Raw genomic sequence first — 25,819 nt, 5'->3', positions numbered from 1 at the left:
TCGAAGTGGATCCAGGAAATAGCTCCACCATATAGACCGTACCCGAAACCGACACAGGTGGTCAGGTAGAGTATACCAAGGCGCTTGAGAGAAGTATTCTGAAGGAACTCGGCAAATTACCTCCGTAACTTCGGGAGAAGGAGGCCCTGCATGAAGGCAACTTTTTGCAGGGGGCACAAGCTGGGGGGTAGCGACTGTTTAGCAAAAACACAGGGCTCTGCTAAGTCGGCTTCAAGACGACGTATAGGGTCTGACGCCTGCCCGGTGCTCGAAGGTTAAGAGGAGGAGTGCAAGCTCTGAATTGAAGCCCGAGTAAACGGCGGCCGTAACTATAACGGTCCTAAGGTAGCGAAATTCCTTGTCGGGTAAGTTCCGACCTGCACGAATGGCGTAACGACTTCCCCACTGTCTCCAGAATATGCTCAGCGAAATTGAATTCTCCGTGAAGATGCGGAGTACCCGCGGTTAGACGGAAAGACCCCGTGCACCTTTACTGCAGCTTCAGAGTGGCATTAGGAAAGAATTGTGTAGAATAGGTGGGAGGCTTTGAAACTTGGGCGCCAGTCCGAGTGGAGCCATAATGTGAAATACCACCCTATTGTTTTCTGGTGTCTAACCTAGATCCGTTATCCGGATCAGGGACCCTCTGTGGCGGGTAGTTTGACTGGGGCGGTCGCCTCCTAAAGAGTAACGGAGGCGCGCGATGGTGGGCTCAGGACGGTTGGAAACCGTCTGTTAGAGTGCAATGGCATAAGCCCGCCTGACTGCGAGACTGACAAGTCGAGCAGAGACGAAAGTCGGTCATAGTGATCCGGTGGTCCCTCGTGGAAGGGCCATCGCTCAACGGATAAAAGGTACGCCGGGGATAACAGGCTGATGATTCCCAAGAGCTCATATCGACGGAATCGTTTGGCACCTCGATGTCGGCTCATCACATCCTGGGGCTGGAGCAGGTCCCAAGGGTTTGGCTGTTCGCCAATTAAAGTGGTACGTGAGCTGGGTTCAGAACGTCGCGAGACAGTTTGGTCCCTATCTGCCGTGGGCGTCGATAATTGAAAGGAGTTGACCCTAGTACGAGAGGACCGGGTTGAACATACCTCTGGTGTACCAGTCATGCCGCCAGGCGTGCCGCTGGGTAGCTATGTATGGACGGGATAACCGCTGAAAGCATCTAAGCGGGAAGCCTCCCTTAAGATAAGTTATCATAGAGTCGTGGGAGACCACCACGTTGATAGGCTGGGTGTGGAAGTGCAGTAATGCATGTAGCTAACCAGTCCTAATTACTCTATTCGCGCTTGTAGAATCCCGCCATCAACAACAATGTTGGACCAAGAAATTGGATAACCTTCTTGTCGTAGATGCTGGACATTATAAGCTCAGCCCACGGTAATATGTGCATGGATTAAACATGCATATCTTACCAACGATATATCGATTAAAAGACCCGTGATTACAGCTTATGCGCTTGCTTCATTGCTTGGTGGCCATAGCGTCTGTGCCCCACCCGATCCCATCTCGAACTCGGCCGTGAAACCAGATTGCGCCGATGGTACTTTGTCTTAAGGCATGGAAGAGTAGGTCGTCGCCAGGCATTGCAGCAGGCGCATTGAGATGTAGTCACGAGGAAATAACCCATTCACTTTTTCAAAAAGCGGCCTGTCCATCGAGTGGGCCGGCCGCTTTTTTAGTTTTGGCAGCTGTTGCAATATGGCTGCCATTGGTGGCGCGGGATGGAGCAGTCCGGTAGCTCGTCAGGCTCATAACCTGAAGGTCGTAGGTTCAAATCCTACTCCCGCAACCAAAAAAGGCCGCTGACCTAATGGGTTGGCGGCTTTTTTGTGTCTGGCGCAAAGGGGAAGTTTCAAGCCTCTATTCCTTGGTTCTGATGCTTTGCTCTGCTCGCGCTGGCACCCATTTGATGTTTGGCTCGCTATTTTCAGCAAGGACCAAAGGAGCGCCAGGAGCGCTAATATCAGCATTGCGAATTTCGACATTAGCCGGTGCATCATTGTCAAAAAGGAAAACCGGTGCGTCGTTGTCGTCAGCGGCGCGCACGACGGGCCTGTCGATTACATATTTTGCGCTGCCCCCATGGAAGGAGAAATGGGAAGCCCGGCCTGACCCGCCACGTGATCGTGGATCTTCACTGCGGCATTTTTCCACTTCACCGCTGCCCCAAAAGCGGAAATTGCGCTTGTTATCTTTGGCCACGCAATCGGACAGTCTGACATCGGTTGATTTCAAATCAAACCCTCCGTCCGTGCTGCCTGTGGCAACGCAATTCAGATATTGGATCGCCTTATTGCCTCGCTCGTCAGTAAAACCATCTCCGTTCCAGTAATCGCTGCCAGACCTGCCCCGCTCGGCAAAACCATGTGCCTCACAGCGACGATAGATGATGGACCGTGCTTCATCGTCGAGAACGAAGCCGGCGCAATATCGTTCTGTCTCTGTCCCGGCGCGCGCAATTACATCTTCTATGAGACCGTCTCGCGATCCATAACGGATACGGGTCATGGCTCTGCTGATGTCGTCTCCCGTAATCCGGCGCAATGTGAAATTGGTCAATGACGCGGGTGTAGATCGGTCTGAAGCGGTATTTTCAAGAAACCGATACAGATCGCGCCCCTCAACATCTTCCACAACCAGGCTGTCTGTCGCGACATTCACCCGAATGGCACCATTGCCGAGATTGAAGAAGCCCGAGTTTCTGATCACCAATCCCGATTGGGCTCTTAGTCCTTCTCCTGAGCCATCGCCTTTGAAAGTGCGGCCATCTATGGTTGCTGCGTTGGCAGAATGAGACCTTCCTGCCAGAGACGCCAACACGAGAGCGGAGATAACAGTTCTGCGGTCTGGATGGTTCACGATATCACATTCCTGCTATGGTTATGCCCGCCAGGAAACGGTGCCGGGAAAATTCACGTCCCGGGAATGTGCCTGAAGCATCCTGTTCGCGAAAATCATATTGGGCGTGGAGCGCAAAGCGCGGCGCCAGACGCCATTCTGCGCGCATCTTTGCGCTGGTGATATCATAGCGCCGGTCGATATCCTGGAAGCGGTCGCGCTCGTAACCAGCGCTCGCACTGATGACGAGATTGCGTAACAATTCATAGTCCGCCGTCAGCGAGAAAGATGTTGCAACAAAAGCGCCCGAACCCAGTGTCGAGGACTCTTCAACCCCACGATTGGCCCTTGCCGTCAGCGTCACCAGGGGTGTTACAAAATATTCCGCCTTCGCCCTGACGGCAAAGCCATCGACATCTTCAAAGCCAGGATCCTCGAAATTTTGCTTGAAATAGCCAACTCCGATTTCCGAACGGATCAGTTTGCTGAGCTGAAAACTGGTTCCGGCCGTAATTTCGTAGCCTTTAGAGTCTCTGGATGGAGAAAGCGCCGGTTGTGTCGTGTAGTCCCGCCGATTGATACTTCCGTTGATGAATACAGAAGTGTCGGGGCTGATCGCGAATTCGGCAGCCAGATCTGACGTAAACAGTGTTCGGTTGCGAAAGTCCTGATCCACCGGCACGTCCAAGCCGTCTCGTCCGTCCTTATAATCACGGGTTTCAATTCCGACGCGACCGGCAATACGCAGCCGGTTGAAACTCTGTGCTGCTCCGAGAAATGCAGAGGCATAGCGATATTGTACCGGCTTTTGCAGATTAAGCGGGGAGGCGGGATCGGTTCTATCCTCCGTGGCTTGTCCGTTGCGGGTTCCGATATAGATCTGGCCGTCCCGACTGGCGTCAAACCTTCCGCGGAGACCCAAGGTATAGTCCGTGGTGCTCTGACTATCGGTGCTTAAATATTGCCGACGGTCTACCTCTGCAGCGGTCGCGATATTGAAACTGCCAAGCTGTGTAGATGCGGTAACTTTGGGCCTGACCCTCACGATCAGGTCATCACTGGCATCGCGCACTGCAAAGATATTGCTGTCGTAAAGCGTTTCGATATTGATGCTTGGCATGATCTCTACTCCATCAACGCGGTACGGGACGGCATCATATTCAGGCTGAGGTCGATCAAGAACGCCAAGCTGATCGTTCCTCTTGAACTGGAGGCTGTCCTCACGAAAATCCTCCAGCACGTCGGATTGTTGAGCATAGGCGTTGCTTGGCAGCATAGCGGCAATGATCAACGGCAAAGCAAGAGCCTGATAAGACGTAAAAACTGTGTCGCTGGCGGCTCGTTTTCCGACAGCACGCATGGGGCCAAATTGACGCATATCCGCTTCAATTCCTTGTCTTGCCCCAAGGTTGAACAATTGCCCGAGAGCGTCAGCTACACGGCATTCATGCTATTCTCTATCACATGCCAGTAACGGCGTGCCGCCTTTTCCGGTGTATAGTCTTTGGTACGGGTCAAAGCGAGATCAGCGAAGCGTTTGCGGGTCTCATCATCCTGAAAATAGAGCAAAGAATCGGCCATTGCGGCAACATCGTTGCACGGAACCAGGACGCCAAAATCAACCGGAGTCATTTCTTCAACCGCCAGATTGTTTTTGTTAGCGAGAATTTCTGAGGGGCCGGATTTGCAATTGGTGGAAACTACCGCAGTGCCGGTACTCATCGCTTCGACTAGTCCGTTGGGGAAGCCTTCGGCATTGGATGGCAGCACAAAAAATTGCGCTCCGGCCAGAAGGGGGAAAGGGTTTTGGATGAAGCCGGTCAGGATGATTTGTGGCTCCAGCCCATGATCAGCAATTTTCTGTTCAAGAGTGGCGCGGAGCGGCCCATCGCCGATGATGATTAGCTTTCCCGGGATTGATGCAGCAGCAAAAGCATCAATCAATAGCCCAAAATTCTTATTCTCTACCAGCCGGCCGATTGCGACAATATAGGGTTCATCCGGATGGACAGGATATTTTTCAAGCGCTTGCCGGGAGATGCGGACGGTATCAACCGGATTGGAAATTACGCTGATGATATCGTCCGGCACATCAAACGTCTCCGACAGATCATCCGCTACGCCCTGTGAAACGGCAATGATATGAGTAGCATGGCGATAAGAAAGCTGGACGAGCATACGGCTAAGTCGCCCGGATAGCCCTTGGCCGAGATGCGCGCTGGTATTAACCCGTTCGCTGATAATCCAAGGGTAGCCTTTGCCTGCTCTGCTGGCCCAGTTCGCGACGTTTGCGCGGGTTAGAAAACTCAGCGTTGCAGCAGGGCGCAGGGATCGTTCCAGCGCGCGTAATTGCCGGATGGATTGCAACAGGCTGCCACGGCAATCGAGCTGATGGACAGTGATCCAGTCCGGCACTTCATAGGCGGCTGGTTCATCGTCCAGCAAAGCCAGCGATATATCATATTGATCGCGATAAGGGACCGAGTGTCGAAGCAAGGCAGCCATAACCCGCTCTGCACCTCCGCCTGTCAAACTGTTGATGATGAAGAGAATTGTTGGTCGCAAAAAATTCAACCTCAGGGGGACAATCTATTTCTAGATATCAAAGCCCGGACGGCAGCAAAATTGTTCGGCGATATAACGCACAGATTTCGCGTTGACGGGAAGGAACCCCAATAAAAGAAAATCCATTCAGAAGAAAAAGATCAGCAATCCAATCGCGATGATGATCCAAATGAACAGTCCGGCAACAACGATGATCCGTGTCCTTTGCGGCAGCTGTGCTGCCTTTTCGGATGCGGAAGACGGCTGGAAAGCACCAGAATCATCAAGCTGTTCTTCAGCATTGCCATCCAATGTCGAAGGAGGGTCAGAAAGTATCCGCGCACTAACCGTATCGCCTGACAAATTGGATCGACTGGATCCAGCTGTATCGCCGCCTTTCTTGTCCAATTACGCCTCCCCTGTTCCAGCCTATCTGGAACCAAAAAGTCAGGCAGGGTGCAATTGCGCTTTGAAATGGCTTCTGATTGCCCCTGATTCCACCTTCCTAAATAGCGAAAAACCACAAATAATGGCATAAAAAATTACACCTTCTATTTGCCACAGGGCCATGGTTGCCAAGTTCATGAAAAGGAATGACAAATGCGCGAACAACAATATCGCGCGGTCTTCAGCGGGCGCTCGCATGGCCAATTTAATCATGGTAACCCAGAAAAACAACAGCAGGAAAACGCCGGCCCAGCCCAGTTCGTAGAGATAGGCGACAATTGTATTATGGGGGTAGACTTTGAATATCTCCTCCCAACTGTCCGGACCGAAGCCAATCACATGATTGAGCGTCGACCCATCAAGCCAGGCGTATATATATCCTGACCATATATAGAGCCGACCCGACAACAAACGCCGCTCGTCAAACGAAAATTCTGCTTGTGGTTTGATATATTGGCCGGGGTCGCCGAAAAACACCGCGAGGTCATTGAAGCGTTCTGCTGAGAAACCGGCCAGCATGAAAACTCCGGCTACCGTGATTACCGATATGATCACGGCCAATATGACTCGCTGTTCCCGCACGAAAGAGAACATGGTGCTGCTCACCAACTGTATCGCTGCAACCGGCAAAACCGCGAGCATGGTTGTCCGGTAGTTGGCCAGCACGATCCCGCCAAGCAATCCGATGGACAGAAGGCCCTTTAGCACGCGCGTTAATGAACTCGCAAAACACAAGACCACGAAAAACGTGGCCATAGCGATGGAGAAGGTGGCCTCATGGTTATAGCCGCCGATATAACTGCTGGAACCATCGAATTCAGATGCTTTCACCGCGCCCAGGCCGATTGACAGCAATTGGAGAACAACCAAAGGCGCAAAGGCCCAGAGCAGGGGCGTAAAAAACCGGGCGCCGCCATTTTCCAAAAGCGCACGATATATAGCGATCATCAGCACCATGAAATATATATGTTTCACTGCGGCATTGAGCGCCGTGAATATACCATCATTGGCGGCGGCACTAATCAATGACAGAAGGATCAGCGCATAGACGGGCATTAGCGGCTTCAGCAGATAATGCCGAGGAGTCACCAGCAGTAGGCCTGTACCGGCAACAGCTACGGAACCAATGGCATTCCAGCTTAGACCGGCGACGGCTGGCGAAAAAGTGATTTCATGAAAAGCGCTCATGATATAGCGCAGCCAAATGGCAAAAATCACAAAGCGCGCCGGATAACCGCGCACTTTCTTGAGCGCCAATACCATTGGAACGGCCATGAAGAGTGTAACCAGCGCCAGAACTGGCAAAGGTAAGGATGGTGCTCCTCCCAGGTCGCCGCCGATCATTGGCTATCCTTTTGGATATCTGAGGAGAATATGGCCAAAACCGCGCGTTCCCGAGCCTCCCTTAAGCATAGTATTCCTTGTAGCGCTTGAAATAGAGGCCTGCGTCTCCAAAGCCCGTCCGCGCCTGTTCAATCACATCTACCCGGCTTAAAACGACTCCAGACACGTTGGCGCCGACATCATCCAGCTGATGCAAGGCGATTTCCGCTGCCTTGGCCGGAGTTTTCTTCCACTGGACCAGAAAGACAACCATATCTGCGAGCGCTGCCAGCATGCGGGATTCTGCCACCGGCAGAACCGGCGCTGTATCCAGAACGACAAATTGGAACTGACCTCGCAATTCCTTGAGCAGGTCGGACATCGCTTCGGAACCCATGAGGTCAAACGGCGTGTCTTCATCAGGCTTTTGGCCAAGGAAATACACACCGCTATCTTTATCATGGACAACGGCCTGACTCAGCGCGGCCTCGCCGTTCAAGACATCTGTAAGTCCGTAGGTTATAGATTTAGCCAGAGAACGGGATGATGCCTGTCGGCGAGAATCGCAGTCCACCAAAAGTGTGCGAATACCGGATCGGGCAGCAGCGCCGGCAAGGCATATTGCTGAACTCGTCTTGCCTTCTCCGGGCAGCGCCGATGTGACCGAGATGATTTTCGTCTTATGACGGCCAGGCGCCATTGCCAGTGTGGTCTTAAGCGCACGAAAAGCTTCGGCAAAAGCCGATTTGGGATGATCGATCAAAAATTGGGGCGGCCATGGCTTTGGATCACCGGACTTTTTGACTTCCGGAAGTGAGTTGATTTCTGGGATAGACCCTAAAGCATTGATTTTCAGGCGCTTCTCGACGGCTTCGGCGGTCCTTAGACCATTCTCAAGAAACTCCCGACCTGCGACAACAGCGGTCGAGGACGCGCCCGCGGCCACCAATGCAAGGGTTATGTATAATAACGGGTTCGGGGAGACCGGAAGAACTGGAATAGCGGCTCGTGATACCTCTTTAGCCCCGCTGCTCTCCGTGCCTTGACGCGCCACAGATTCTTTGTAGCGATCCAGAAAGCCCTGATACAATTCCCTAGCAGACGCAGCATTGCGTTCCAGCTCACTGAGCCGCACAGAGGCATCGCTGTCCACCGCCAAACGATTTTGCAGCCCTGCTATAGACGATGCAATGGACGAGGTGCGTCCACTTGCGGCACTGGCTTCGGTTTTCAGACTCGATACAATCCTCCCGACTTCGGCGGCGATTTGGGTGTCGATGTCAGCGAGCTGGCTTTGCGCCTTGATCAGGCTGGGGTGACGCTGTCCATAGCGGGTCGACAGGTTCGCAACTTCGGCGCTGGCGACCGAGCGCTGAGCCCGCAAAGCGCCTACTACTTCGGACTCGAGCGCGGCTCCCAGGCTTTCTCCGGACAAGCCTTGAGACATTTGCGCCCTAGCGGTCGACAAACGTGCATTGGCTGCGGCTTCGGCGGCTCGCGCTTCGGCCAGCTGTGTATTGAGAACCGATAGTTCTTGCTGTGTAATTGAGCTGACATCCGTGGCAGCGAATAGCCCTTCGTCAGAACGGTATCTTGCGACCTGCGCTTCGGCAGCCAATACTTCCCCGCGCAGTTCTTCCAGCCTTGTTTCGAGCAGGTCTGCGCTCCGTTGGGTGGAACCTTGCTCCCCCTCAACCCGGGTTAGCAGATATTCATCGATCGTAGCATTGGCAATGTTCGCGGCCATCTTCGGGTCTTCGGACTCATATCGAACGGCAATAGCGTAAGAAACACCTTCTCGCTGGACAGTTAGCGAGCCGCCCAAGATACGAATGGCCCGGTCGCGTGCTGCTTGTTGCTGCTCTGATGTCTGTGGTCCTTGGCCATTTGTCTTCAAAAGTGCAGGGTTAAACTCAGGCTCTTCTGTGAGTTTTAATGCATCGACCACCCGTCCAGCAATGAAAGGGGATTGCAATATCTCCACCGTGGTATCGACGGTGGGGGAATCAGTTGTCAGCGCCGGTGTATCACTATTTACCGGAACTACTTCCTCCGCCTGTCGTTCGACAACCATGGTTGCGGTAGCGAGATAGCTGGGTGGGGTCATGAAATAGACAGTGGCCGTTCCGATCATGGCCAATGCCGACACCAAGATGACCGGAACGATGTGCTTGCGAAAAGCGCGGCCGATAGCACGTAAATCTATGAGCTCATTACCTTCTTCGACAACAAACCTGTCGAGCGGAAGCGGTGTTTCCGACATTCTATTCATGGCCGTTAGCTCCAAACAAACAGCCCCCTGCATTTATGCCCGTAATTTTTCCCCCAGTCTAAATTCCCCAGTCTAAATCATCATGTTCCCTTGATTGCGCGGTAAATCTTGTGGCGCAATGTTGGCGGCATTAACCGTGCGGCCTCGATCATCAGGAAAAGTCCAAAACCTTCTGGCAAGCATAAATTACGCGAGAATTGCGACGAGATTTCACCGCCCTTGAAAGAAAAACGCGCATAGAGACCGATTTGCTGGTTGATCAGCTTGCGCAGCAATGTCCGTTCTTCCTCACTTGCCGTTGCCATCATGGCCCGGGCTGTGTTGACCAATATGGGGATGCTGTCGGGATTGGTGGTCTTGCTTACCTTGTTATCGGTATCGCGATGAAATTCAGCACTGACTTTTGGTACATAGGTAAAAGGCGCATGGGATAGAGCCCGTAACCACATGTCCTTATCACCGCCGCGTACAGCTTTTCCGGCTGGAAACGGTCCTGCTCGGTGAAGCAGATCAAGGCGAAACGCGGCTGCGCTGGTCCAGATCGGGCACTCTCCACTGTGCACCCAGATATCAAGGGCCTCTCGAAAATCCGCGCTGCGCCCTGCAATGCTGGCAAGCGCATCCGTCATTTTGGAAGGTTTTCGATGGGAAGCAAAAACATGGTCATAGCGCGTTGCTACACATCCCGCCTCTGGCGTTGCTTCAATCGCGGCTGCCATGTCTGCAAGATGAGACGGATGCCAGATATCGTCTGCATCGAGGAAGGCGATCCAATTGCCATTGGCTTCGGCTATTCCTAAATTACGCGCTGCATATCCACCTGGTCCCGGTGTGTCCCGAAACAGCAGGCGAATGCGAGGATCATTCATGTTCGAGAGGATTGCCGCGCTGCCATCGGTGGAAGCATCATCGATGAGGATGATCTCGCTCGGTGGCCGTGTCTGTTGCAACGCGCTGGCTACGCTTGCGGTGACATGCCTGGCCTTGTTGTGGACCGGAATGATAACAGAGAATCTTGGATCAATCATTCTATCCCGTTTTTTGCAGTGCCGAAGATAATGTGTTGCTTGACATCGACGAATGGATTTTTCGCCTTGCCAGCAGCGCGATACAGGCATTTATAGAACCTAGCTCCTTCGTTGTGCAATGCAGTAAAGATCGTTCGGTCTGGGGATTCGAACGACCGAACCCGGACGACTTTTTAATCCGCATCTTCAAATGCCGGACAAAGGAACTTTAATGGCGCGTGGCTCGGTACGGACCAAGATTTTCGTCATAAGTATGCGCAACGCCGGTGAAAGGCGTCGGATATTTGCGGAAAGCGAGATACTGGATTCGATAGACTGGGCGTTTTTCGATGCCCTCGAAGTGTTGCATCCCGACCTTCATTACAATGAAGACCAGGCAATCATTGCCAAGGGTCGACCGCTGACCACTGGCGAGCGTGGCTGCTATTCGAGTCACTATGCACTGTGGAAGCAATTGGTGGACGATGACGTGGATCAATATGTCATTCTGGAAGATGATATTCTTGCTGACTGGAGTTTTATCAGGCCGCTGATTGTCGAAGATCATGCGGAAACTGGTCGTGATTACATCCGGCTCTATTACAAAAAACCTGCGCCTGCCCGGATATTGGAGAAAGATTTCATTTGCCGGACTACACGGCTAATTGAGATATCCGGATATTGCTTTGGGACACAGGCTTACTTGCTCACTAAAAACGGAGCCAACCGGTTCCTCGCCCAAACCCGCGATGTGGTCCGACCGATTGACGATCAGATGGATCGGTCATGGATACATGGCATAGCTAATCTCGCGGTTTTCCCGTTTCCCGTACTGGAACGGTCGGTCCCCAGTGAGATCGGAATGTCCCGTTTCGATGCCTATAAAATTCCGGAACGATTGAGGCTGAAGCGCTTCATATCGCGGAACCGCGAGCGCGCCAGCTATCAATTGCGGGGCCGCCGCCCTTTCCGATTTCAGCTCTAGCCAATGGGTGATCAGCACATGACGGAAAAGAGCAGTGATTTTTCTGACAATGCTTCGGCATTGTTTGATGATTCACTACGCCAGAAAACGAAGAAGTCTCTGGGTTGGACGGTGACCAAGGCGCTGAGCGATCAGGTCTTCTCGCTGGTGATATTCATCCTGCTGGCCCGGTTGCTGACCAAGGAGGAGATAGGCATCTTCGCTATGGTTTATGTCTTTTCGGAAATCGGCAGGATCATTGCGACTGGTGGTCTGGTGCAGCTTATCGCGCGGGCGAAAAAGATCGATAACCTTCAGATTAACACGATTTTCTGGACGAATATGGGCATCGCGTTCGCCTATGTAGCGCTGATCTGGATTTGCGCGCCGCTGCTGGCGGATTTGCTGAACCAGCCGGGATTGGTATGGCCACTGCAAATATTGTCGCTGGCACTGCCGATTAATGCGCTGGGCGCCTCACATTTTGCGCTGCGCCTGCGCGAGTTTGGGCATAAAACTGTGGCGATGCGCTCAATTCTGGCCGGAATCATTGGTGGCAGTGCCGCTGTGGTGGCCGCGTTGTCGGGCTGGGGTATCTGGTCGCTGGTGCTGCAACGCTGCGTGGCGGAGACCGTGAGTACCGTTCTTGCCTGGGCTTCTTATCGCTGGGTACCGGGACTGAAGTTTGACTGGGTACAAGCGAAACGGAATTTTGCCTTTTCCAGTAACCTGACGATTGCACAGCTGATTTTTCTTATGCTTGTGCGGATACAGGATTTGCTGATTGGAGCCAGTCTAGGTGCGGCTGCCGTTGGTGTTTACCGCGTGGCATGGCGATCCACCGAAATGTTTGCCAATGCCGCGATACAGCCATTCTCGCAGGTTGGTTTACAAACCTATTCCCGGCTGCAGGATAATCCGGCCGCGATGCAAAAAGCCTATAAGGCAATGCTCGGCATCTGTTCCGCGTTGTCCTTTCCAGCCTTGGTCGGTTTTGGTGTTATCGCGCCTGATCTGGTGCCGCTCGTATTTGGCAGCAAATGGCAGGCGTCTGGCAATCTTGCCCAGATATTCGCTTTCATGGCGATACCCTATACGTTGAACTTCTTTGCATCCCCGGTCCTCTCAGCAGTGGGGAATACACATCGTCAGCGAACACTGGCGATTATTCAGCTGGTATCGACGTTGGTCCTTACTCTCTTGGCCTTGCCCTATGGATTGACCGCAGTTGCCATAGCCTATGTTGTTCGTTCTTATCTGACTTTGCCACTTCAGATGCATTTCCTGAAAGAAGCCTCCCGTATTGGCGCCAAGGCCAGTTTTGATGCGATTAAGGCGCCTTTTTTTGTGTCGACCATAATGGGGCTGTTGCTTTGGACCGGCTTGCAACTTTTCTCAGCTGGACAGCCTCTCTCATGGAAAGGGCTGTTTATCACCATAGCTGGAGCCGCTCTGTTTTACACTGCGGGCTTGCTGATGATTTCCGCAACTTATCGTCGTTTGGTCTCAGATTTTCTGCCTCTGAAGGAGCTTTCCCCCCATGCCTGAACAACTCACACTTTCAAACGATCCGGCTACAGCTACCCTGGATCACCTCCGACAGGAAATATCGGATAAGATCGAGCCGATGATTGATGAACTGCCTTATGCGTTGCTGGACTTCCCGGATCATTCCAATGTCGGTGACTCTGCCATCTGGCTGGGCGAAAAGCGCTTTTTTAAGGAGCATGCCCAATCACCATCTTATGTCAGTAGTTTGAAATCCCATGTGTCTAATCAAATGGAGCAGGCAATTGGTGGTGGGACCATCTTCCTGCATGGTGGCGGGAATTTTGGCACCATCTGGAAGTCACATCAGGATTTTCGCATAGATTTGATGGCCCGCTTTCCGGGCCAGAGAATCATACAGCTGCCGCAATCCATCTATTTTGACAATTATGATGCCGTGGATGAAACAGCGCGAGCCATCGAAAAACACGGTAGTTTCACACTGCTTGTGCGGGATCAAAGATCCTATGAATTTGCGCGGTGTCATTTCCAGTGTGTGGTCTCTCTATGCCCCGATATGGCGTTTTATATGGAGCCGTTCGAGCGGCAAGATCCTGTCCATGACTTCTACTACCTGATGCGCACCGATTTTGAACGATCAGTCATGGGTAAGGCCAGTCATCCAGGTCACTCAGTCGAAATCGGCGATTGGCTGACCGAAGACAAGCTGCAGATGAAGATGGCCTCGGCGGCTTCCAAATTAATGGATTTTGGCCAAAGCCCTGATACCGCCCGAGCCATGAAATATGATCGTTTGGCGCAGAATCGGTTAAAACGCGGCATTGGTCTTTTGTCTTCTGGCCGTGTTGTTGTGACTGATCGCTTGCATGGGCATATCATGTCCACTTTGCTTGCGATCCCGCATGTCACGCTCGACAATAGCTATGGGAAGCTTCAGAACTTTATTCAGGCATGGACATCTGAAATTCCCTTTATGCGGACTGCAGATACGCTTGAAGAAGCGCAGGACCTGGCGGAAGGGTTGTTGTCATGAAGGTGGCGGTCACAGGGCTCCGGGGTATTCCGGATATCATGGGTGGAGTGGAAACGCATTGCGAAGAAATGTTACCGCGCGTCAAGGCCATTCAGCCGAACCTCGATATCACGGTATTCGCGCGCGCGCCTTACGTGAAAGATTCGAAATATGATTTTCGAGGTGTTTCTGTTGTCAGTGTTTCATCCCCTGTTTCGGTTTGGCAAGAGGCGATAGTCTCGACCTTCAATGCCATTATGGAAGCACGGCGGCAGGGCATGGATGTGATTCACATTCACGCAATAGGGCCGGCTTTGCTAGCTCCACTGGCGCGGTTAATGGGCCTGAGAGTAGTCGTCACACATCATGGCGAAGACTATAAGCGCGCCAAATGGGGACGATTTCCACGCTTTGCGCTTAAGATGGGTGAACGGTTCGGCCTATGGTTTGCCAATCATGTGATTGCCGTATCCCCATCGCTGACAAAGCGGCTGCAACAGTCGTTCCCCAAGGCCAGTCGCCGTATTTCCTACATTCCCAACGGGGCCCCGGAACTTCCTGCAGCACCCGGTGATGCTTTGTCGCGTTTTTCACTGGAGCGGGGAAAATATGTTCTTGCGGTTGCGCGACTGGTACCGGAAAAAGGTCTGCACGACCTTATCAAGGCGCATGCCCAGATAGATGATGGTCGGAAATTGGTAATTGTCGGGGGTGCTGATCATGCCAGCGATTATTCAGAGTCGTTGCTCAAACTTGCCGATGAAAACATCATATTCACCGGCTTACAGGATCGCGGCACATTGCGGGAACTTTATGAAAATGCCGATCTTTTTGTAATGCCCTCCTATCATGAGGGGCTACCTATTGCTGCGCTGGAAGCAGGATCCTGTTCCACACCAATGCTGCTCAGCGATATTCAGCCCAATCTTGATATCGGTTTGCCCGAAAGCGATTATTTTCCCGTTGGAAATACAGGTGCGCTGGCGGAAGCACTGAACCGGCCTACCTATCTATACCGAGTTGATGCAGCGGAATTCCGGCGGAAATTTGATTGGGATCAGATCGCAATGCAAACGTCATCCGTTTACCAAAAAATCATGGCAGGGCAGGGTGGTTCAAAAGCTGTTGCGATGGACAATCACACCAAAGGTACGGGCCAAGATCAGTAGATCGAAACCGGGCGACCATCGCTGGATATATTCCAGATCTGATGCAAGCCGGTTTTCCAGATCCTCTTGCGTCATGGTCGCTCCCCGAAAACCGCGCACCTGCGCCAAACCGGTGAGGCCGGGCACCGTCGCGTGACGCAGCCAGTAATTGCGGTCGATTTCCCAGAACAGTTTGCTGTCGGCTTTGGAACCCAAAGCATGAGGCCGTGGTCCAACAAGGCTCATTGTTCCGACCAGCACATTGAACAACTGTGGCAGTTCATCAATGCTGGTGGCGCGAATGAAACGGCCGACGCGGGTGATCCGGTCATCATCGCGGTCCGTTGAGCGATCGCCGTTCAAATCACGCAAATCATCACGCATGCTACGAAATTTGTAGATGTGAAACAGTCGGTTACCGTGACCCAATCGTTTCTGTTTGAATAATATCGGGCCGGGGCTTTCGAGTTTGATCGCGATGGCTGTAATTATCATCAATGGCGCGAGGAAGAGAATCGCCAATGATACCAGAACCAGATCCATTCCACGTTTCAACCATAGTTGCTTACGGGTCAGTGGCTTCACCTGTGAAGGATGAAGCGGCAACTCACAATATTTGGCCACCGGTGCAAACCGGTAATGGCGATGGACTTCGCCCGTCACGCCTGTGCTTTTCAGGACCAGAGCCCAATCGCAATGCCGCTCACCAGGGCAAGCCACTATCACGCGGTCGATTGACTGAAATAGATTTCCCAACCGGTTCAGCATGACGGGATCGGAAACATCCGGGTTCAAACCAATATCCTTGGCGTGGATTACGTGCTTATCTCTGATCGGGCCGTGGGGAACGCCGTCTATGATAACTAGCTCGCTGACCGGATTTGTGCCCAGCATCCGCTTGGCGAAGGCATAGCATACGTAGCGACCGCCGGTGATCAGCGCCGATGAAATCAGAAATCCGAAAGCCACAAAGGACGGATGATGGGACTTGAGTATCGACAATCCAAAAAGAACGAACAGGATAAGAGTCAATGTGGCAAATAGTGAGGCTATGCTGCGGATGGTCGCGCTTGTGTTGCGGTATAGAGCCCTTCTACCATAGGCTTTATTATTCAGCGCTATGGCAAGAAAAATGGGGATCGACAAAACACCAAGTTTTAGCCCGGGCGATGCGAACGGCTGGTCTAACAACAAGGCATTGCTGATCAGAAAACCTACGAAAACCGCCAATGCATCAGTAAAAAGCATGACCGAGTAAATTCCTATCCGCCATGACCGCTTGGTCAGGATCGGGTTTTTCCGCGCTGCTATTTTTGTGGTTGTGAAAGACGCATTTTGAAGAGCGCGTAGATTGGCTGTCATCCGAGAACCCTTTCGCGATCATTTCAGCAATGCGGTGCCGCCAGTATATTTGAAACTATAAGGTTCAAAATCATGCTGCACCGCAACAACAAATATCATCATCACATCTCTACAATGCCACTCGGAACGCGTTTGATGGTATTTAATATGCTGAAACGGGTTGAAAATATTCCCCTGAGAATTCTTCCTGAACAATATGTGCCATCCCCAAACTGGCTTGTCACGCTATGTTGATGGCGTGAGAGACGGGGTGTGTATTCAACACGATTAGATACCATATGGTCTAATGGCAGTTGCTCCGACTCGCATTTACCCCGACTTTAGATCAATCGAAGCTGATGCTGCATCGCAATAAAACGTCGCAAAGGAACAAAGGTTTTGAATGAAGTACTGACGCGAAATACCAATATTGCAAGCAATCGAACGACCAACAATCGGAGCCTTCGCCATACTTGGGCGCTTATATTGTCAGACCTATATCGCTATGCTGGGAACAAGCGTGCACGCTCTTTCCTCCGCCACTTTTTCTTCACACCTGGGTTTAAATATTCTGTGATCATGCGTCTCTGCGGTTGCATGAAAAAGCGGGCTGTGATGCAATATACTTTATATCCTCCTTTCAAACTGCTGTTGCTGCGATATCGTTACAAATATGGCATCGCCATTCCAGAATATACCAGGATCGGTCCGGGATTTTTCATCAATCGTTTTGGCAATATCATGGTCAACGGCGATGCGATCATCGGCGCCAATTGCAATATTACCCATGGCGCAATGCTTGGGCAAATGAACCGCGGGCCGAAACAAGGCTCGCCCATATTGGGAGATGGAGTGTTTCTGGCGGCTGGATGCAAGGTTATCGGCAGAATATACATCGGTAGTCGCGCGGCTGTCGGGGCCAATGCCGTTGTTACAAAAGACGTCCCTGATGACGCCGCAGTCGGCGGTATTCCGGCGAAGATATTGTCGATGAACGGATCTGAGGGTTATATCAACCGCCGGGTGGATAGCGATTGCCGCACCGGATATCAGCCGGATGGGCTGTCCAACCGCTAAAAGAAGCGCTCTGCAATCCGAATAGTGTCACCGGGGTAAATGCGGGTATTGCTGCCTAGCCTGATTTTCACCTCCCTCGGCTGATCCGAACGCTTCAAAAATATCTGCTTTTGCTGGGCGCGATAGGTGAAGCCATCCGCTTTCGCGATTGCCGCCAATATGGTCATGTCAGGAACGTAGGGATATTCGCCGGGTTTGTTCACTTCGCCCAATATGTAGATGGGTCGATAATTTTTGACTTCCACGTTAACTTGGGGGTTGAGCACATAGCCGTCAGCGAGCGCCGTCGCTATGCTTTTGCCGAGAGCGGCCGGCGTCAGACCCGCTGCTTTGATGTCCCCGACCAGTGGAAAGGAGAGAACACCATTCGCGCCGATATTAAACTCCCCGGTCAGTGTTTCCTCTCCATAAGTGACGACCTGGATTGTTTCGCCAGCCCGCAAAGGATAGGACACATCGATATCGGGTTGCTCAGCGGTCTCCACCGGAAAGGCGCCTGATGACGTGCAGCCTGCAACCAAAAGCGGTGCAGCAATAATGATCCCGATATTTTTAAAGGCCATGTGTAGAAAACGACGTTTCATCCAATGTCACCTGCAATTCCGCAATAAGTCACTTGCCCCACTTGTTGTTTCGACTAGCTTGCTCCACCAATAGCTCAAGCATGACGCGACAATCTGACAGACAAATTAGCTCAGTGGACTTTATCACAGAGCTTCGCGAGGCATCTTTTAAAGACTTCCAAGACAGCATGTCACGGGATGGATTGCCCGATCGATGAGAATGATATCGGAATCAATCGTTTCAATTTCCCGCTCCATGCCGGTGCGTTTGGAAATAGTGTTATCAGCATCGGTTGAACAACGGACGATAAATTACACTCCGCAATAACCGCATTGACCCCAAGGTGGTCGCTGGCCGCTTAAGCTCCTTTATCTAGAAGGCAGAAGTTTCGTGACATCACTTTCACTTTCCGACGCTTCTTCTGAGGTCGAAGTGAAAACCCGGTTGACTCAAGAAGGTCAAATTAATAATGTAATATTATAACATTACATGGATTTCTCAATGCATTCTGCTTTCTACAAAGATGGCGCAGCAATTGCGCTTAGCTTCGCTTGTGTTGCACATTGTATTCTTTTGCCTGCCATAGCCATATCATCTCCTGTGTTAGCGGTGGTTGCACAGGCAGAATGGCTTCACTGGACCATGGCCATACTGGCTATTTTGGCTTCAACGAGCGTGGTGATTTTTTCGCCGTCAGCGCGCGTTCCGGAATTTCTATTGCCAGCCGGGTTGGGAGCTATTTGGATAACAGGCGCACTTTTCGCAGAGAATTTCGGCTTTGAGGAGACATTGCCAACCATCGTCGGAGGTGTCCTGATCGCCTCCGCGCACATTTATCGAATTTACAGACAAAGATAGTGGATACGGGGACCCAATAATGACCTTTTTTAAACTTTCGGCATCGGCTTCGGTACTGCCGCTTGTCGCGCTTTTGGCCACGCCATCCTTTGCCCAAAGCGATAATACAGATAGTGCCGACGACGGATCGCCGATTGTCGTAACCGGTCTGCGACAAGCTTACCGCGGGGAATTTGAAGTGCTTGAAACACCGAAGGCTGATCAAATTATCGACAATGAAACGCTTGTTGACTTCGGTGCGGAGGATCTGGTGAGTGCGCTGGATCTGTCTGCTTCAGTCGCCCGGCAAAATAATTTTGGCGGACTGTGGAATGCGTTTTCGGTCCGCGGTTTTTCCGGTGACATCAATCTACCGAGCGGCTTTCTCGTCAACGGCTTCAATGCCGGGCGCGGCTTTGGTGGTCCTCGCGATATAGCCGGCATAGAGTCCGTTGAAGTCCTCAAGGGACCCCGCTCAGCCCTTTTTGGACGAGGTGAGCCGGGGGGCACGGTCAACATAGTCACCAAGCGCCCTGAATTTGCGACCACGGGTTATATCCGCGGTACAATCGGAAGCTGGGAGCAATATCGTATTGAAGGCGATGTCCAGACAACGCTTGGTTCGAATGACCAACTGGGAATCCGTCTGGTGGGGTTTTTTGAAGATGCCGAAAGCTTTCGCAAAACGGTCGAAACGGAGAGATTTGGCCTTTATCCTTCTCTAACCTGGAAGATTGGCGAGGATACCCGCGCGACCTATGAGCTAGAATATACAAGGCAAGATATCCCGTTCGATCGCGGTGTCGCTTTCACTGAAGAATTTGGTTTTACACCTCGCCGGACATTTGTGGGCGAACCCGGCGACGGACCGATCGAAACCGAGGTTCTTGGCCATCAATTCGAAATCCAGCACGATTTCTCGGACAATTGGAGCCTGCTTACCGGTATTGGTTTCCGGGAGACCTCGCTGGTCGGCAACGCATCAGAAACGAATTTCGAGGGTCGTCAGACCTTGTTCGAGGACGGACGTACCCTTTCCCGATTCTTCCGTTTTCGCGATTTCGATTCCGAATATCTTGTCCTTCGTGCCGAGCTGGCAGGCGAATTTAGCACCGGTTCCCTGCGTCACCGGGTATTGGTCGGTGCGGATTACGACCGTTTCGACAACAGCCTTTTTATCCAGCGCTTTCGACCCGGGTTTTTCCCTACAGGCACCGACATCAGCACGTTGGACCCTGCCGAATATCTGTTCCTTGACGTGTTTGATCCGATCTATGGACAGTTCCCACAACCTGTGCCGGGACCGAATACCGATCGCGAAGAGGTGCTCAAAGGGTTCGGTTTTTACTTCCAGGACCAGATCGATATCACCGATCGTCTGCAAATCCGTTTGGGTGGGCGGTTTGATGATTTCAAACAGGACCTAACCAATCTGCGCGCCACACCAGCGACCACCACAACGACCTCGGATACCCGTTTTTCTCCGCAGGTCGGGGCAGTGTACCAGGTTGATGACGGGATCAGCATCTACGCGTCCTATGGTGAAGGCTTCCGCCAACAAACCGGTTCCGACTTCCTGGGCAACCAGTTCGACCCGAACATCACCGAATCTGCTGAAATCGGGATCAAGGCGGATCTGGGAACCTATTTCAACGGGGTCAATGGCGCTGTTACGCTCACCGCTTTTCAGGTCGATCAAAGCAATATTCTGGTGAATGATGATCGGCCGGAGGCAGTGGCGGCGGGATTCTTCTCTATCCCGGCCGGTGAGGCACGCAGCCGCGGCATTGAGTTCGATGCCAATCTGGCTTTTGACAGCGGTCTGAGTATTTGGTTCTCTTACGCTTATACCGACGCGGAGTTTACCAATAGCAACCCCGATGCGGACTTTGGCGCGCTGATCGAAGATGGCGACCCGCTGATCAACTCGCCGGACCATCAGCTGAGCCTTCTGGTCAGTCAGTCCTTCAACATAGCCGATGTCCCGGCACAATTGGGCGGCGGTGTGTTGCATGTCGGTGAACGGCTTGGCTGGACAGGCTTTGATTTCTTCTTGCCTGACTACACAACCGTACGCCTGTTCGGGGAAGTGGAGCCTGTCGAGGGTCTCGCGCTTCGTTTCGATGTCGATAACCTGTTCAATGAGACCTTCTACACCAACTCCTTTGCCGATGTTTGGGTCCAACCGGGCGCACCGCGACGGTTTCGATTCACGGCATCCTATTCATTTTAGTCCGGAGGATCAGACGAGAGTCGTTAAGCATAGAGAACCATGACCAACGAAAACATGCCAGCATCACGCATTGCCTCTATCGATATCATGCGGGGCCTTGTTATAATCCTGATGATGCTCGATCATGTGCGCGAGCGCTTTTATATGCATGTCCGCACAGGTGACCCGATCGCTGACACGATAGAGCCGGATCTGTTCTTCACGCGCATGCTCACGCATTTGTGCGCGCCGGTTTTCATTTTCCTCGCCGGCATGTCCGCTTGGCTTTACGCTCATCCGCGGGACGGAGAATATCGGTCGCCGTCCATGTTCCTGTTCAAGCGCGGTCTTGTCATTATTGCGATCGAAATAGTGCTTTACTACCTTGTCTGGGCAGACAGCTTTCCAAACTTTCTTTTTCTGCAAGTGCTTTGGGCGATTGGGCTTTGCATGGTTGCGCTATCCCTCGCCAGCCGATTGAATTACTGGGTCATCGGTGCCTTGGGGTTCCTCATCGTGCTGGGCCACAATATTCTGGTGCCGATCAACTTCGAGCCCGGTGAATTAGGATATATCCCATGGGCCATTCTGCACGATGGCGGTGAACTGGGGAAGATTGGCCCTCTGACGATAAGCTTGTCTTATCCCAGCCTGCCATGGTTTGGTGTTATTCTTTTGGGCTATTTTGCCGGTCCGCTCTTCGCAAAGTCCATGTCTATCGTGACGCGACGGCAATGGCTCATCGGCCTCGGCGCATCATGTCTTGCTCTTCTGTTGGTCCTGCGCGGGTTCAACATCTACGGGGAGACGATCCCCTGGACGAGACAAGAGACGGGAATTGAGACAGTGATGTCGTTCATCAACTTCACCAAATATCCGCCGTCGCTCGACTACATATTGCTCACGCTGGGCCTAGGCCTGCTGATGCTCGCCTGGCTTGAGATGGTGAAAAAGCAAAACTGGTTACTGGACCTGATGCAGACATTCGGGTCCATTCCGATGTTTATCTATGTCCTGCATCTCTATGTTTTACTGGCCGCCTATTGGATCCTCTATGCGATATTCGGCGCAACGCAAGGTGAGCGCTATGGTCTGGACAGCGTTCTGTGGATCTGGGTTGGTATGTTCTTGCTAGTCGCGGTGCACTACCCGATCGCAAAGGTCTTTGCTGACTACAAGCACCGTGAAAAGCGCAACAAGCCATGGCTCAGCTATTTCTAATGGCACGCTCCCTCCAGCCAGCATGCCCCCAGACGCGCGCCATACCCGTTTCGTGTCCTCAATCTTTAAGTCAGGGAAAACAGTATTATGACCTCGCCACTTGAAGCTCGTTCCCTCTCACTGAATCGCGAAGGTAATGCTGTACTAAACGGTGTTTCTTTCGCGGTTGCGGAAGGGGAGGTTTTCGCCTTGCTTGGCGGCAATGGTGCAGGAAAATCGAGCACTCTCCTCGCCTTTCTGGGTTTTCTGGAACCTTCCGGCGGAGAGATACTGGTCAACGGAAAAAGCGTCGCCGATGATATTGCTGCCGCGCGATCAGCAATTGCATATTTGCCTGAGGCAGCCGCGTTGTACGGCCATATGACTGCTTATGAAAACCTCAATTACTTTCTCGATTTGGCGGGTAAATCAGTCAAGAAGGCTGACTATGACGACGCATTGAACCGGGTTGCACTTCCTAGGGAAGCCCGTTCGCGGCGACTGCAGTCCTACTCAAAAGGCATGCGGCAAAAAACGGCGATCGCGCTTGCGCTATTGCGCGAAACTCCGATCCTGTTGCTTGATGAACCGACCTCCGGCCTGGATCCGGTCGCGATCGATGAATTCCATGATCTGGTGAAAGATCTGGCTGGCGCCGGCCAGACAATATTGATGGTCACACATGATGTTTACGGCGCCTGCCAGGTCGCCGATCGGGTCGGATTGCTTCGGCGCGGTCAATTGGTCGGTAGCTTTGCCGCAGAGAATGGCGAGCGGATTGATACGGAAACCGTGCATGCGGCCTTTGCCGAGCGAGAAACCGCATGAACATGATGCTGAGGATTGCCAAAGAAGAATGGCGGCTCTGGCTGCGTTCGAAAGTAATCGTGGTGGCGACATTGATTGTCGCGGTTTTGCTAGCGGTAACCAGTGTGCTGACGGTCAACCGCGTCGCCAGCGAACAGTCGCAACGTCTTGCGCAGCAGGTTGCGGCCGAAGCAACTTTCTTTGTACAGCCGGATCGACATCCGCACCGTATGGTCCATTATGGCCACTACGCTTTTCGTCCCCCGCCGCCGCTGGCGGCCTTCGAACCCGGTGTCGATGCGGTAACCGGCCAATCGATCTTCCTAGAGGGACACCGGCAAAATACCCCTATGTTTGCAGATACCAAGGCGGCCGCCGATCTAGGCGGTTTTGCGTCCCTGAATCCGGCAAACCTGTATCAGTTGCTCCTGCCATTGCTGCTGATCGTACTGGGTCACGCGTTGTTGCTGCGCGAACGTGAAAGCGGCACTTTGGCCGTGATGCTGGCGCAGGGCCAGTCAGGTGTGTCGCTAGCAATGGGTAAAGCATTGGCGTTGCTCGCTGTTATCGCGATATTCATGTTGCCGCTGATTGCCGTCGCAATCCATTCGGTTGTCCAGGGAGAAAATGGGCTTGCGGCCGTCTCGCTTGTCGGCGGCTATTTTCTATACCTCTGCGTCTGGGGCGCTATCGTTCTGGCCGCATCGATTATTCTAAAACACCGTGCCGTTTCGCTCGGCGCTCTGATTTTCATATGGCTTTTCGCGGCGCTGATCGTGCCCCGATTCGCAATCAATGCCAGTAGTGCGGCCATTGACGCCCCGGGCAAGATTGAAAGCGACCTCGTCATGCTTGCGGAACAACGCAAACTGGGCGACGGCCACAACGCTGCAGACCCGGCTTTTCAGCGCCTGCAAAAAGAGGTGCTGGAGCAATATGATGTGGAAAAGGTCGAGGATCTGCCGATCAACTGGCGCGGGGTTGTGGCATCCTATTCCGAAGCTGAACTGACCGATTTACTCAACGGCTATGCTGAAAATCGCATGGAGCAGGAGGCGAACCAGTCAGGGCTTTTCAATCTATTTGGTCTTGCCTCACCGACTATTGCAATCGGCTCCGTATCGCGCACCCTTGCCGGAACTGATCTGTCTACGCACCATCGTTTTTTGCGCGAGAGCGAGGCTCTTCGCTTTGATTTTGTCCAATCGCTCAACGAAGTTCATGCCAAGGAACTGGCTTATGAGGATGACCTTAACCGCAGCAGCGATCCGGAGGCCGAACGCCGAACAAGAGTGAATTCAGAAGCATGGCGCGTGCTCGACGAATTTCGTTTCACGCCAGATAGCGCTTCAGACAGAGTCGATCGGGCTTCGTTTGCCTTTGGGATGCTTTTATCATGGTTGATACTGGCTTGCGGTGTCGCATTTTTTGCAGCGCGGAGGGTGCGGGTCTGATGGTCAGAGATATGCTTCGAGAGTCACGTTTCCTTGCCAAGGACCGTGGTGCGCTATTCTGGCTTCTTCTGGCGTTTATACTGTCCATCATTTCCGTTGCATTTGGCGTTGCAGAAGTCCGAGACCAGCAAAGGACTATTGCAGAACTTGTCGAGGAAGACCGCGCCGACCGGGCCAATGCACTTGAAGGACAGGAAGACTGGGGCGGCGCTGCCTATTATGCTTTTCATCTGACCTATGCCCCGCCGTCCGAATTTGCTTTTGCCGCCTTGGGGCAGCGCGACAGCAGTCCCTGGAAACACCGCGTGCGCATGCTGGCACTCGAAGGTCAAATCCATGAAGCAGATACCAGAAATGCGGATTTTGGTCTGGTAGGCCGGTTTGATTTCGCCTTCCTTGCCGCATCGGTCGCGCCACTGCTGCTCATATTGCTGCTCTATGATTTACGCGCGGCCGAACGAACAGCAAGGCGTCATGATCTGCTATTAGCGACAGCCGGGTCGTCCAAAAGCCTCTGGTTGCCGAGAGCGCTCATCCGGGTGATGGCATTGTTCTTTTTATTATTGATACCGCTATGGGTCGCGTCGGCAGTGGAAGGTGCTTCACTCGGCGTGATGATACAGGCAAGCGTCGTTCTCCTAGGCACTCTGTTGCTTTGGTGGTTGATTATTGAACTAATCAGTCGGATTGACGCCTCTTCGTCTGTCTTGCTCACTGCATTGGTTGGACTATGGCTTGCCTTGGCGATTGTAATCCCGGCACTTTCCAAAGCTGCAATTGAAACTCGTCAACCACTACCGAAAGGTGGGGAAATCTTGCTGCTTCAAAGAGAAACGGTGAACGATGCGTGGGATATGCCTAAGGAAGCGACAATGTCCGCATTTCTAGAAGAGCATCCTGAATGGAACGCCCACGCAACGATTGAGCAGCCTTTCGAATGGAAATGGTATTATGCCTTTCAACAACTAGGTGACATGAAAGCAGAGCCTCTAGTTGCCCAATATCGCTCTGCAAGACTGGCGCGAGATCATGAGGCAGGTGTGTTTGCCTTTCTCTCCCCAACCTCTTTTGTCGAGCGGTCGTTTGAAAAACTGGCGGGTACGGATGCCGCCTCCATGATCGCCTATGAGGAATCGGTGCGTGACTTTCACGCGCAACTCAGAGCGTTCCATTACCCCAAGCTTTTCAAGGATGAACCATTTGATCGGGACCTGTTGGAAGGATTGCCGGCTTACGATCCGAAATCTTAGGAGA

At 52.5% G+C, this 25,819-nt stretch carries 20 protein-coding genes, 1 tRNA gene and 2 rRNA genes (1 of these 23 only partly in view); 14 read left to right on the top strand and 9 right to left on the bottom strand.

Annotated features, from left to right (window positions below):
* The 3 genes from AC6I9Z_RS16390 to AC6I9Z_RS16380 all read left to right on the top strand — a co-directional run.
* Positions 1 to 1,300, top strand: a 23S ribosomal RNA gene (locus tag AC6I9Z_RS16390); it begins 1,495 nt to the left of the window's first position.
* A 176-nt stretch (positions 1,301 to 1,476) separates the two neighbouring features.
* Positions 1,477 to 1,591 (top strand): 5S ribosomal RNA (gene rrf, locus AC6I9Z_RS16385).
* Between the two features lie 133 nt (positions 1,592 to 1,724).
* Positions 1,725 to 1,801, top strand: a tRNA-Met gene (locus tag AC6I9Z_RS16380).
* Positions 1,802 to 1,869: 68 nt separating this feature from the next.
* Here the strand turns inward: AC6I9Z_RS16380 and AC6I9Z_RS16375 are convergent.
* The 7 genes from AC6I9Z_RS16375 to AC6I9Z_RS16345 all read right to left on the bottom strand — a co-directional run bounded on the left by AC6I9Z_RS16375 (position 1,870) and on the right by AC6I9Z_RS16345 (position 10,461).
* A complete protein-coding gene (locus tag AC6I9Z_RS16375; RefSeq protein ID WP_461459005.1) occupies positions 1,870 to 2,868 on the bottom strand; it encodes a hypothetical protein in 999 nt (332 codons plus the stop codon).
* A gap of 4 nt (positions 2,869 to 2,872) precedes the next feature.
* Entirely contained in the window at positions 2,873 to 4,225 is a 1,353-nt protein-coding gene (locus tag AC6I9Z_RS16370; protein ID WP_461459003.1) for an outer membrane beta-barrel protein, read from the bottom strand.
* A gap of 56 nt (positions 4,226 to 4,281) precedes the next feature.
* A complete protein-coding gene (locus AC6I9Z_RS16365; protein WP_461459006.1) occupies positions 4,282 to 5,379 on the bottom strand; it encodes a glycosyltransferase in 1,098 nt (365 codons plus the stop codon).
* Positions 5,380 to 5,538: 159 nt separating this feature from the next.
* Positions 5,539 to 5,799: a hypothetical protein gene (locus AC6I9Z_RS16360; protein ID WP_461459001.1), complete on the bottom strand. Its 261-nt coding sequence runs from the start codon at positions 5,797 to 5,799 to the stop codon at positions 5,539 to 5,541.
* A gap of 39 nt (positions 5,800 to 5,838) precedes the next feature.
* The gene (locus AC6I9Z_RS16355; protein ID WP_461458999.1) at positions 5,839 to 7,182 is read right to left on the bottom strand and encodes an O-antigen ligase family protein; all 1,344 of its coding nucleotides are present in this window, start codon (positions 7,180 to 7,182) and stop codon (positions 5,839 to 5,841) included.
* A gap of 61 nt (positions 7,183 to 7,243) precedes the next feature.
* Entirely contained in the window at positions 7,244 to 9,433 is a 2,190-nt protein-coding gene (locus AC6I9Z_RS16350; protein WP_461458998.1) for a GumC family protein, read from the bottom strand.
* Positions 9,434 to 9,513: 80 nt separating this feature from the next.
* Complete coding sequence (locus tag AC6I9Z_RS16345) at positions 9,514 to 10,461, bottom strand: glycosyltransferase family 2 protein (RefSeq protein WP_461458996.1); 948 nt, start codon at positions 10,459 to 10,461, stop codon at positions 9,514 to 9,516.
* A 211-nt stretch (positions 10,462 to 10,672) separates the two neighbouring features.
* Here AC6I9Z_RS16345 and AC6I9Z_RS16340 point away from each other — a divergent pair, with 211 nt between their 5' ends.
* From AC6I9Z_RS16340 to AC6I9Z_RS16325, 4 genes are read left to right on the top strand one after another with little or no spacing between them, the layout of a single operon-like run.
* On the top strand, positions 10,673 to 11,425 hold the full coding sequence (locus tag AC6I9Z_RS16340; RefSeq protein ID WP_461458994.1) for a glycosyltransferase family 25 protein: 753 nt from the start codon (positions 10,673 to 10,675) through the stop codon (positions 11,423 to 11,425).
* 18 nt (positions 11,426 to 11,443) lie between these two features.
* Positions 11,444 to 12,952, top strand: a complete 1,509-nt coding sequence (locus AC6I9Z_RS16335) for a lipopolysaccharide biosynthesis protein (protein WP_461458992.1) — start codon at positions 11,444 to 11,446, stop codon at positions 12,950 to 12,952.
* Positions 12,945 to 13,946, top strand: coding sequence for a polysaccharide pyruvyl transferase family protein (locus tag AC6I9Z_RS16330; protein WP_461458990.1), 1,002 nt, complete (start codon positions 12,945 to 12,947; stop codon positions 13,944 to 13,946). Before AC6I9Z_RS16335 ends, AC6I9Z_RS16330 begins: the two co-directional genes overlap by 8 nt.
* On the top strand, positions 13,943 to 15,094 hold the full coding sequence (locus AC6I9Z_RS16325; RefSeq protein WP_461458988.1) for a glycosyltransferase family 4 protein: 1,152 nt from the start codon (positions 13,943 to 13,945) through the stop codon (positions 15,092 to 15,094). Before AC6I9Z_RS16330 ends, AC6I9Z_RS16325 begins: the two co-directional genes overlap by 4 nt.
* Here AC6I9Z_RS16325 and AC6I9Z_RS16320 read toward each other — a convergent pair.
* Complete coding sequence (locus AC6I9Z_RS16320; RefSeq protein ID WP_461458986.1) at positions 15,041 to 16,435, bottom strand: sugar transferase; 1,395 nt, start codon at positions 16,433 to 16,435, stop codon at positions 15,041 to 15,043. The two genes, AC6I9Z_RS16325 and AC6I9Z_RS16320, sit on opposite strands and share 54 nt — an antisense overlap.
* Positions 16,436 to 17,029: 594 nt before the next feature.
* On the opposite strand from AC6I9Z_RS16320, the gene AC6I9Z_RS16315 reads away from it, so the two are divergent.
* On the top strand, positions 17,030 to 17,491 hold the full coding sequence (locus tag AC6I9Z_RS16315) for a serine acetyltransferase (RefSeq protein ID WP_461458985.1): 462 nt from the start codon (positions 17,030 to 17,032) through the stop codon (positions 17,489 to 17,491).
* Here the strand turns inward: AC6I9Z_RS16315 and AC6I9Z_RS16310 are convergent.
* On the bottom strand, positions 17,488 to 18,075 hold the full coding sequence (locus AC6I9Z_RS16310) for a polysaccharide biosynthesis/export family protein (protein WP_461458984.1): 588 nt from the start codon (positions 18,073 to 18,075) through the stop codon (positions 17,488 to 17,490). The two genes, AC6I9Z_RS16315 and AC6I9Z_RS16310, sit on opposite strands and share 4 nt — an antisense overlap.
* A 481-nt stretch (positions 18,076 to 18,556) precedes the next feature.
* Between AC6I9Z_RS16310 and AC6I9Z_RS16305 the strand changes: the two genes are divergently transcribed.
* The 6 genes from AC6I9Z_RS16305 to AC6I9Z_RS16280 all read left to right on the top strand — a co-directional run bounded on the left by AC6I9Z_RS16305 (position 18,557) and on the right by AC6I9Z_RS16280 (position 25,815).
* Complete coding sequence (locus AC6I9Z_RS16305; protein WP_461458982.1) at positions 18,557 to 18,913, top strand: MerC domain-containing protein; 357 nt, start codon at positions 18,557 to 18,559, stop codon at positions 18,911 to 18,913.
* 19 nt (positions 18,914 to 18,932) lie between these two features.
* Complete coding sequence (locus AC6I9Z_RS16300; RefSeq protein ID WP_461458980.1) at positions 18,933 to 21,125, top strand: TonB-dependent siderophore receptor; 2,193 nt, start codon at positions 18,933 to 18,935, stop codon at positions 21,123 to 21,125.
* Between the two features lie 39 nt (positions 21,126 to 21,164).
* Positions 21,165 to 22,325 (top strand): acetyltransferase domain-containing protein, encoded by a 1,161-nt coding sequence (locus tag AC6I9Z_RS16295; RefSeq protein WP_461458978.1) that lies wholly within the window; start codon positions 21,165 to 21,167, stop codon positions 22,323 to 22,325.
* A gap of 87 nt (positions 22,326 to 22,412) precedes the next feature.
* Positions 22,413 to 23,132 carry an ABC transporter ATP-binding protein gene (locus AC6I9Z_RS16290; RefSeq protein WP_461458976.1) on the top strand — a complete coding sequence of 240 codons (720 nt, stop codon included), beginning with the start codon at positions 22,413 to 22,415 and terminating at the stop codon, positions 23,130 to 23,132.
* A complete protein-coding gene (locus tag AC6I9Z_RS16285) occupies positions 23,129 to 24,565 on the top strand; it encodes an ABC transporter permease (protein WP_461458974.1) in 1,437 nt (478 codons plus the stop codon). Before AC6I9Z_RS16290 ends, AC6I9Z_RS16285 begins: the two co-directional genes overlap by 4 nt.
* A complete protein-coding gene (locus AC6I9Z_RS16280; RefSeq protein ID WP_461458972.1) occupies positions 24,565 to 25,815 on the top strand; it encodes a DUF3526 domain-containing protein in 1,251 nt (416 codons plus the stop codon). The genes AC6I9Z_RS16285 and AC6I9Z_RS16280 overlap by 1 nt, the downstream gene beginning before the upstream one ends.
* Positions 25,816 to 25,819: the final 4 nt, after the last annotated feature.

This window comes from Parasphingorhabdus sp. (assembly GCF_059726685.1).
Note: the sequence above shows the minus strand (reverse complement) of the source record. Positions and strands in the feature narration are given on the sequence as shown.

Coding starts and splice junctions, on each gene's coding strand:
- AC6I9Z_RS16370 (WP_461459003.1), bottom strand. CDS start 4,225: ATGCGTCAATTTGGCCCCATGCGTGCTGTCGGAAAACGAGCCGCCAGC.
- AC6I9Z_RS16355 (WP_461458999.1), bottom strand. CDS start 7,182: ATGATCGGCGGCGACCTGGGAGGAGCACCATCCTTACCTTTGCCAGTT.
- AC6I9Z_RS16350 (WP_461458998.1), bottom strand. CDS start 9,433: ATGAATAGAATGTCGGAAACACCGCTTCCGCTCGACAGGTTTGTTGTC.
- AC6I9Z_RS16345 (WP_461458996.1), bottom strand. CDS start 10,461: ATGATTGATCCAAGATTCTCTGTTATCATTCCGGTCCACAACAAGGCC.
- AC6I9Z_RS16340 (WP_461458994.1), top strand. CDS start 10,673: ATGGCGCGTGGCTCGGTACGGACCAAGATTTTCGTCATAAGTATGCGC.
- AC6I9Z_RS16335 (WP_461458992.1), top strand. CDS start 11,444: ATGACGGAAAAGAGCAGTGATTTTTCTGACAATGCTTCGGCATTGTTT.
- AC6I9Z_RS16330 (WP_461458990.1), top strand. CDS start 12,945: ATGCCTGAACAACTCACACTTTCAAACGATCCGGCTACAGCTACCCTG.
- AC6I9Z_RS16325 (WP_461458988.1), top strand. CDS start 13,943: ATGAAGGTGGCGGTCACAGGGCTCCGGGGTATTCCGGATATCATGGGT.
- AC6I9Z_RS16320 (WP_461458986.1), bottom strand. CDS start 16,435: ATGACAGCCAATCTACGCGCTCTTCAAAATGCGTCTTTCACAACCACA.
- AC6I9Z_RS16315 (WP_461458985.1), top strand. CDS start 17,030: ATGCAATATACTTTATATCCTCCTTTCAAACTGCTGTTGCTGCGATAT.
- AC6I9Z_RS16310 (WP_461458984.1), bottom strand. CDS start 18,075: ATGAAACGTCGTTTTCTACACATGGCCTTTAAAAATATCGGGATCATT.
- AC6I9Z_RS16305 (WP_461458982.1), top strand. CDS start 18,557: ATGCATTCTGCTTTCTACAAAGATGGCGCAGCAATTGCGCTTAGCTTC.
- AC6I9Z_RS16300 (WP_461458980.1), top strand. CDS start 18,933: ATGACCTTTTTTAAACTTTCGGCATCGGCTTCGGTACTGCCGCTTGTC.
- AC6I9Z_RS16295 (WP_461458978.1), top strand. CDS start 21,165: ATGACCAACGAAAACATGCCAGCATCACGCATTGCCTCTATCGATATC.
- AC6I9Z_RS16290 (WP_461458976.1), top strand. CDS start 22,413: ATGACCTCGCCACTTGAAGCTCGTTCCCTCTCACTGAATCGCGAAGGT.
- AC6I9Z_RS16285 (WP_461458974.1), top strand. CDS start 23,129: ATGAACATGATGCTGAGGATTGCCAAAGAAGAATGGCGGCTCTGGCTG.
- AC6I9Z_RS16280 (WP_461458972.1), top strand. CDS start 24,565: ATGGTCAGAGATATGCTTCGAGAGTCACGTTTCCTTGCCAAGGACCGT.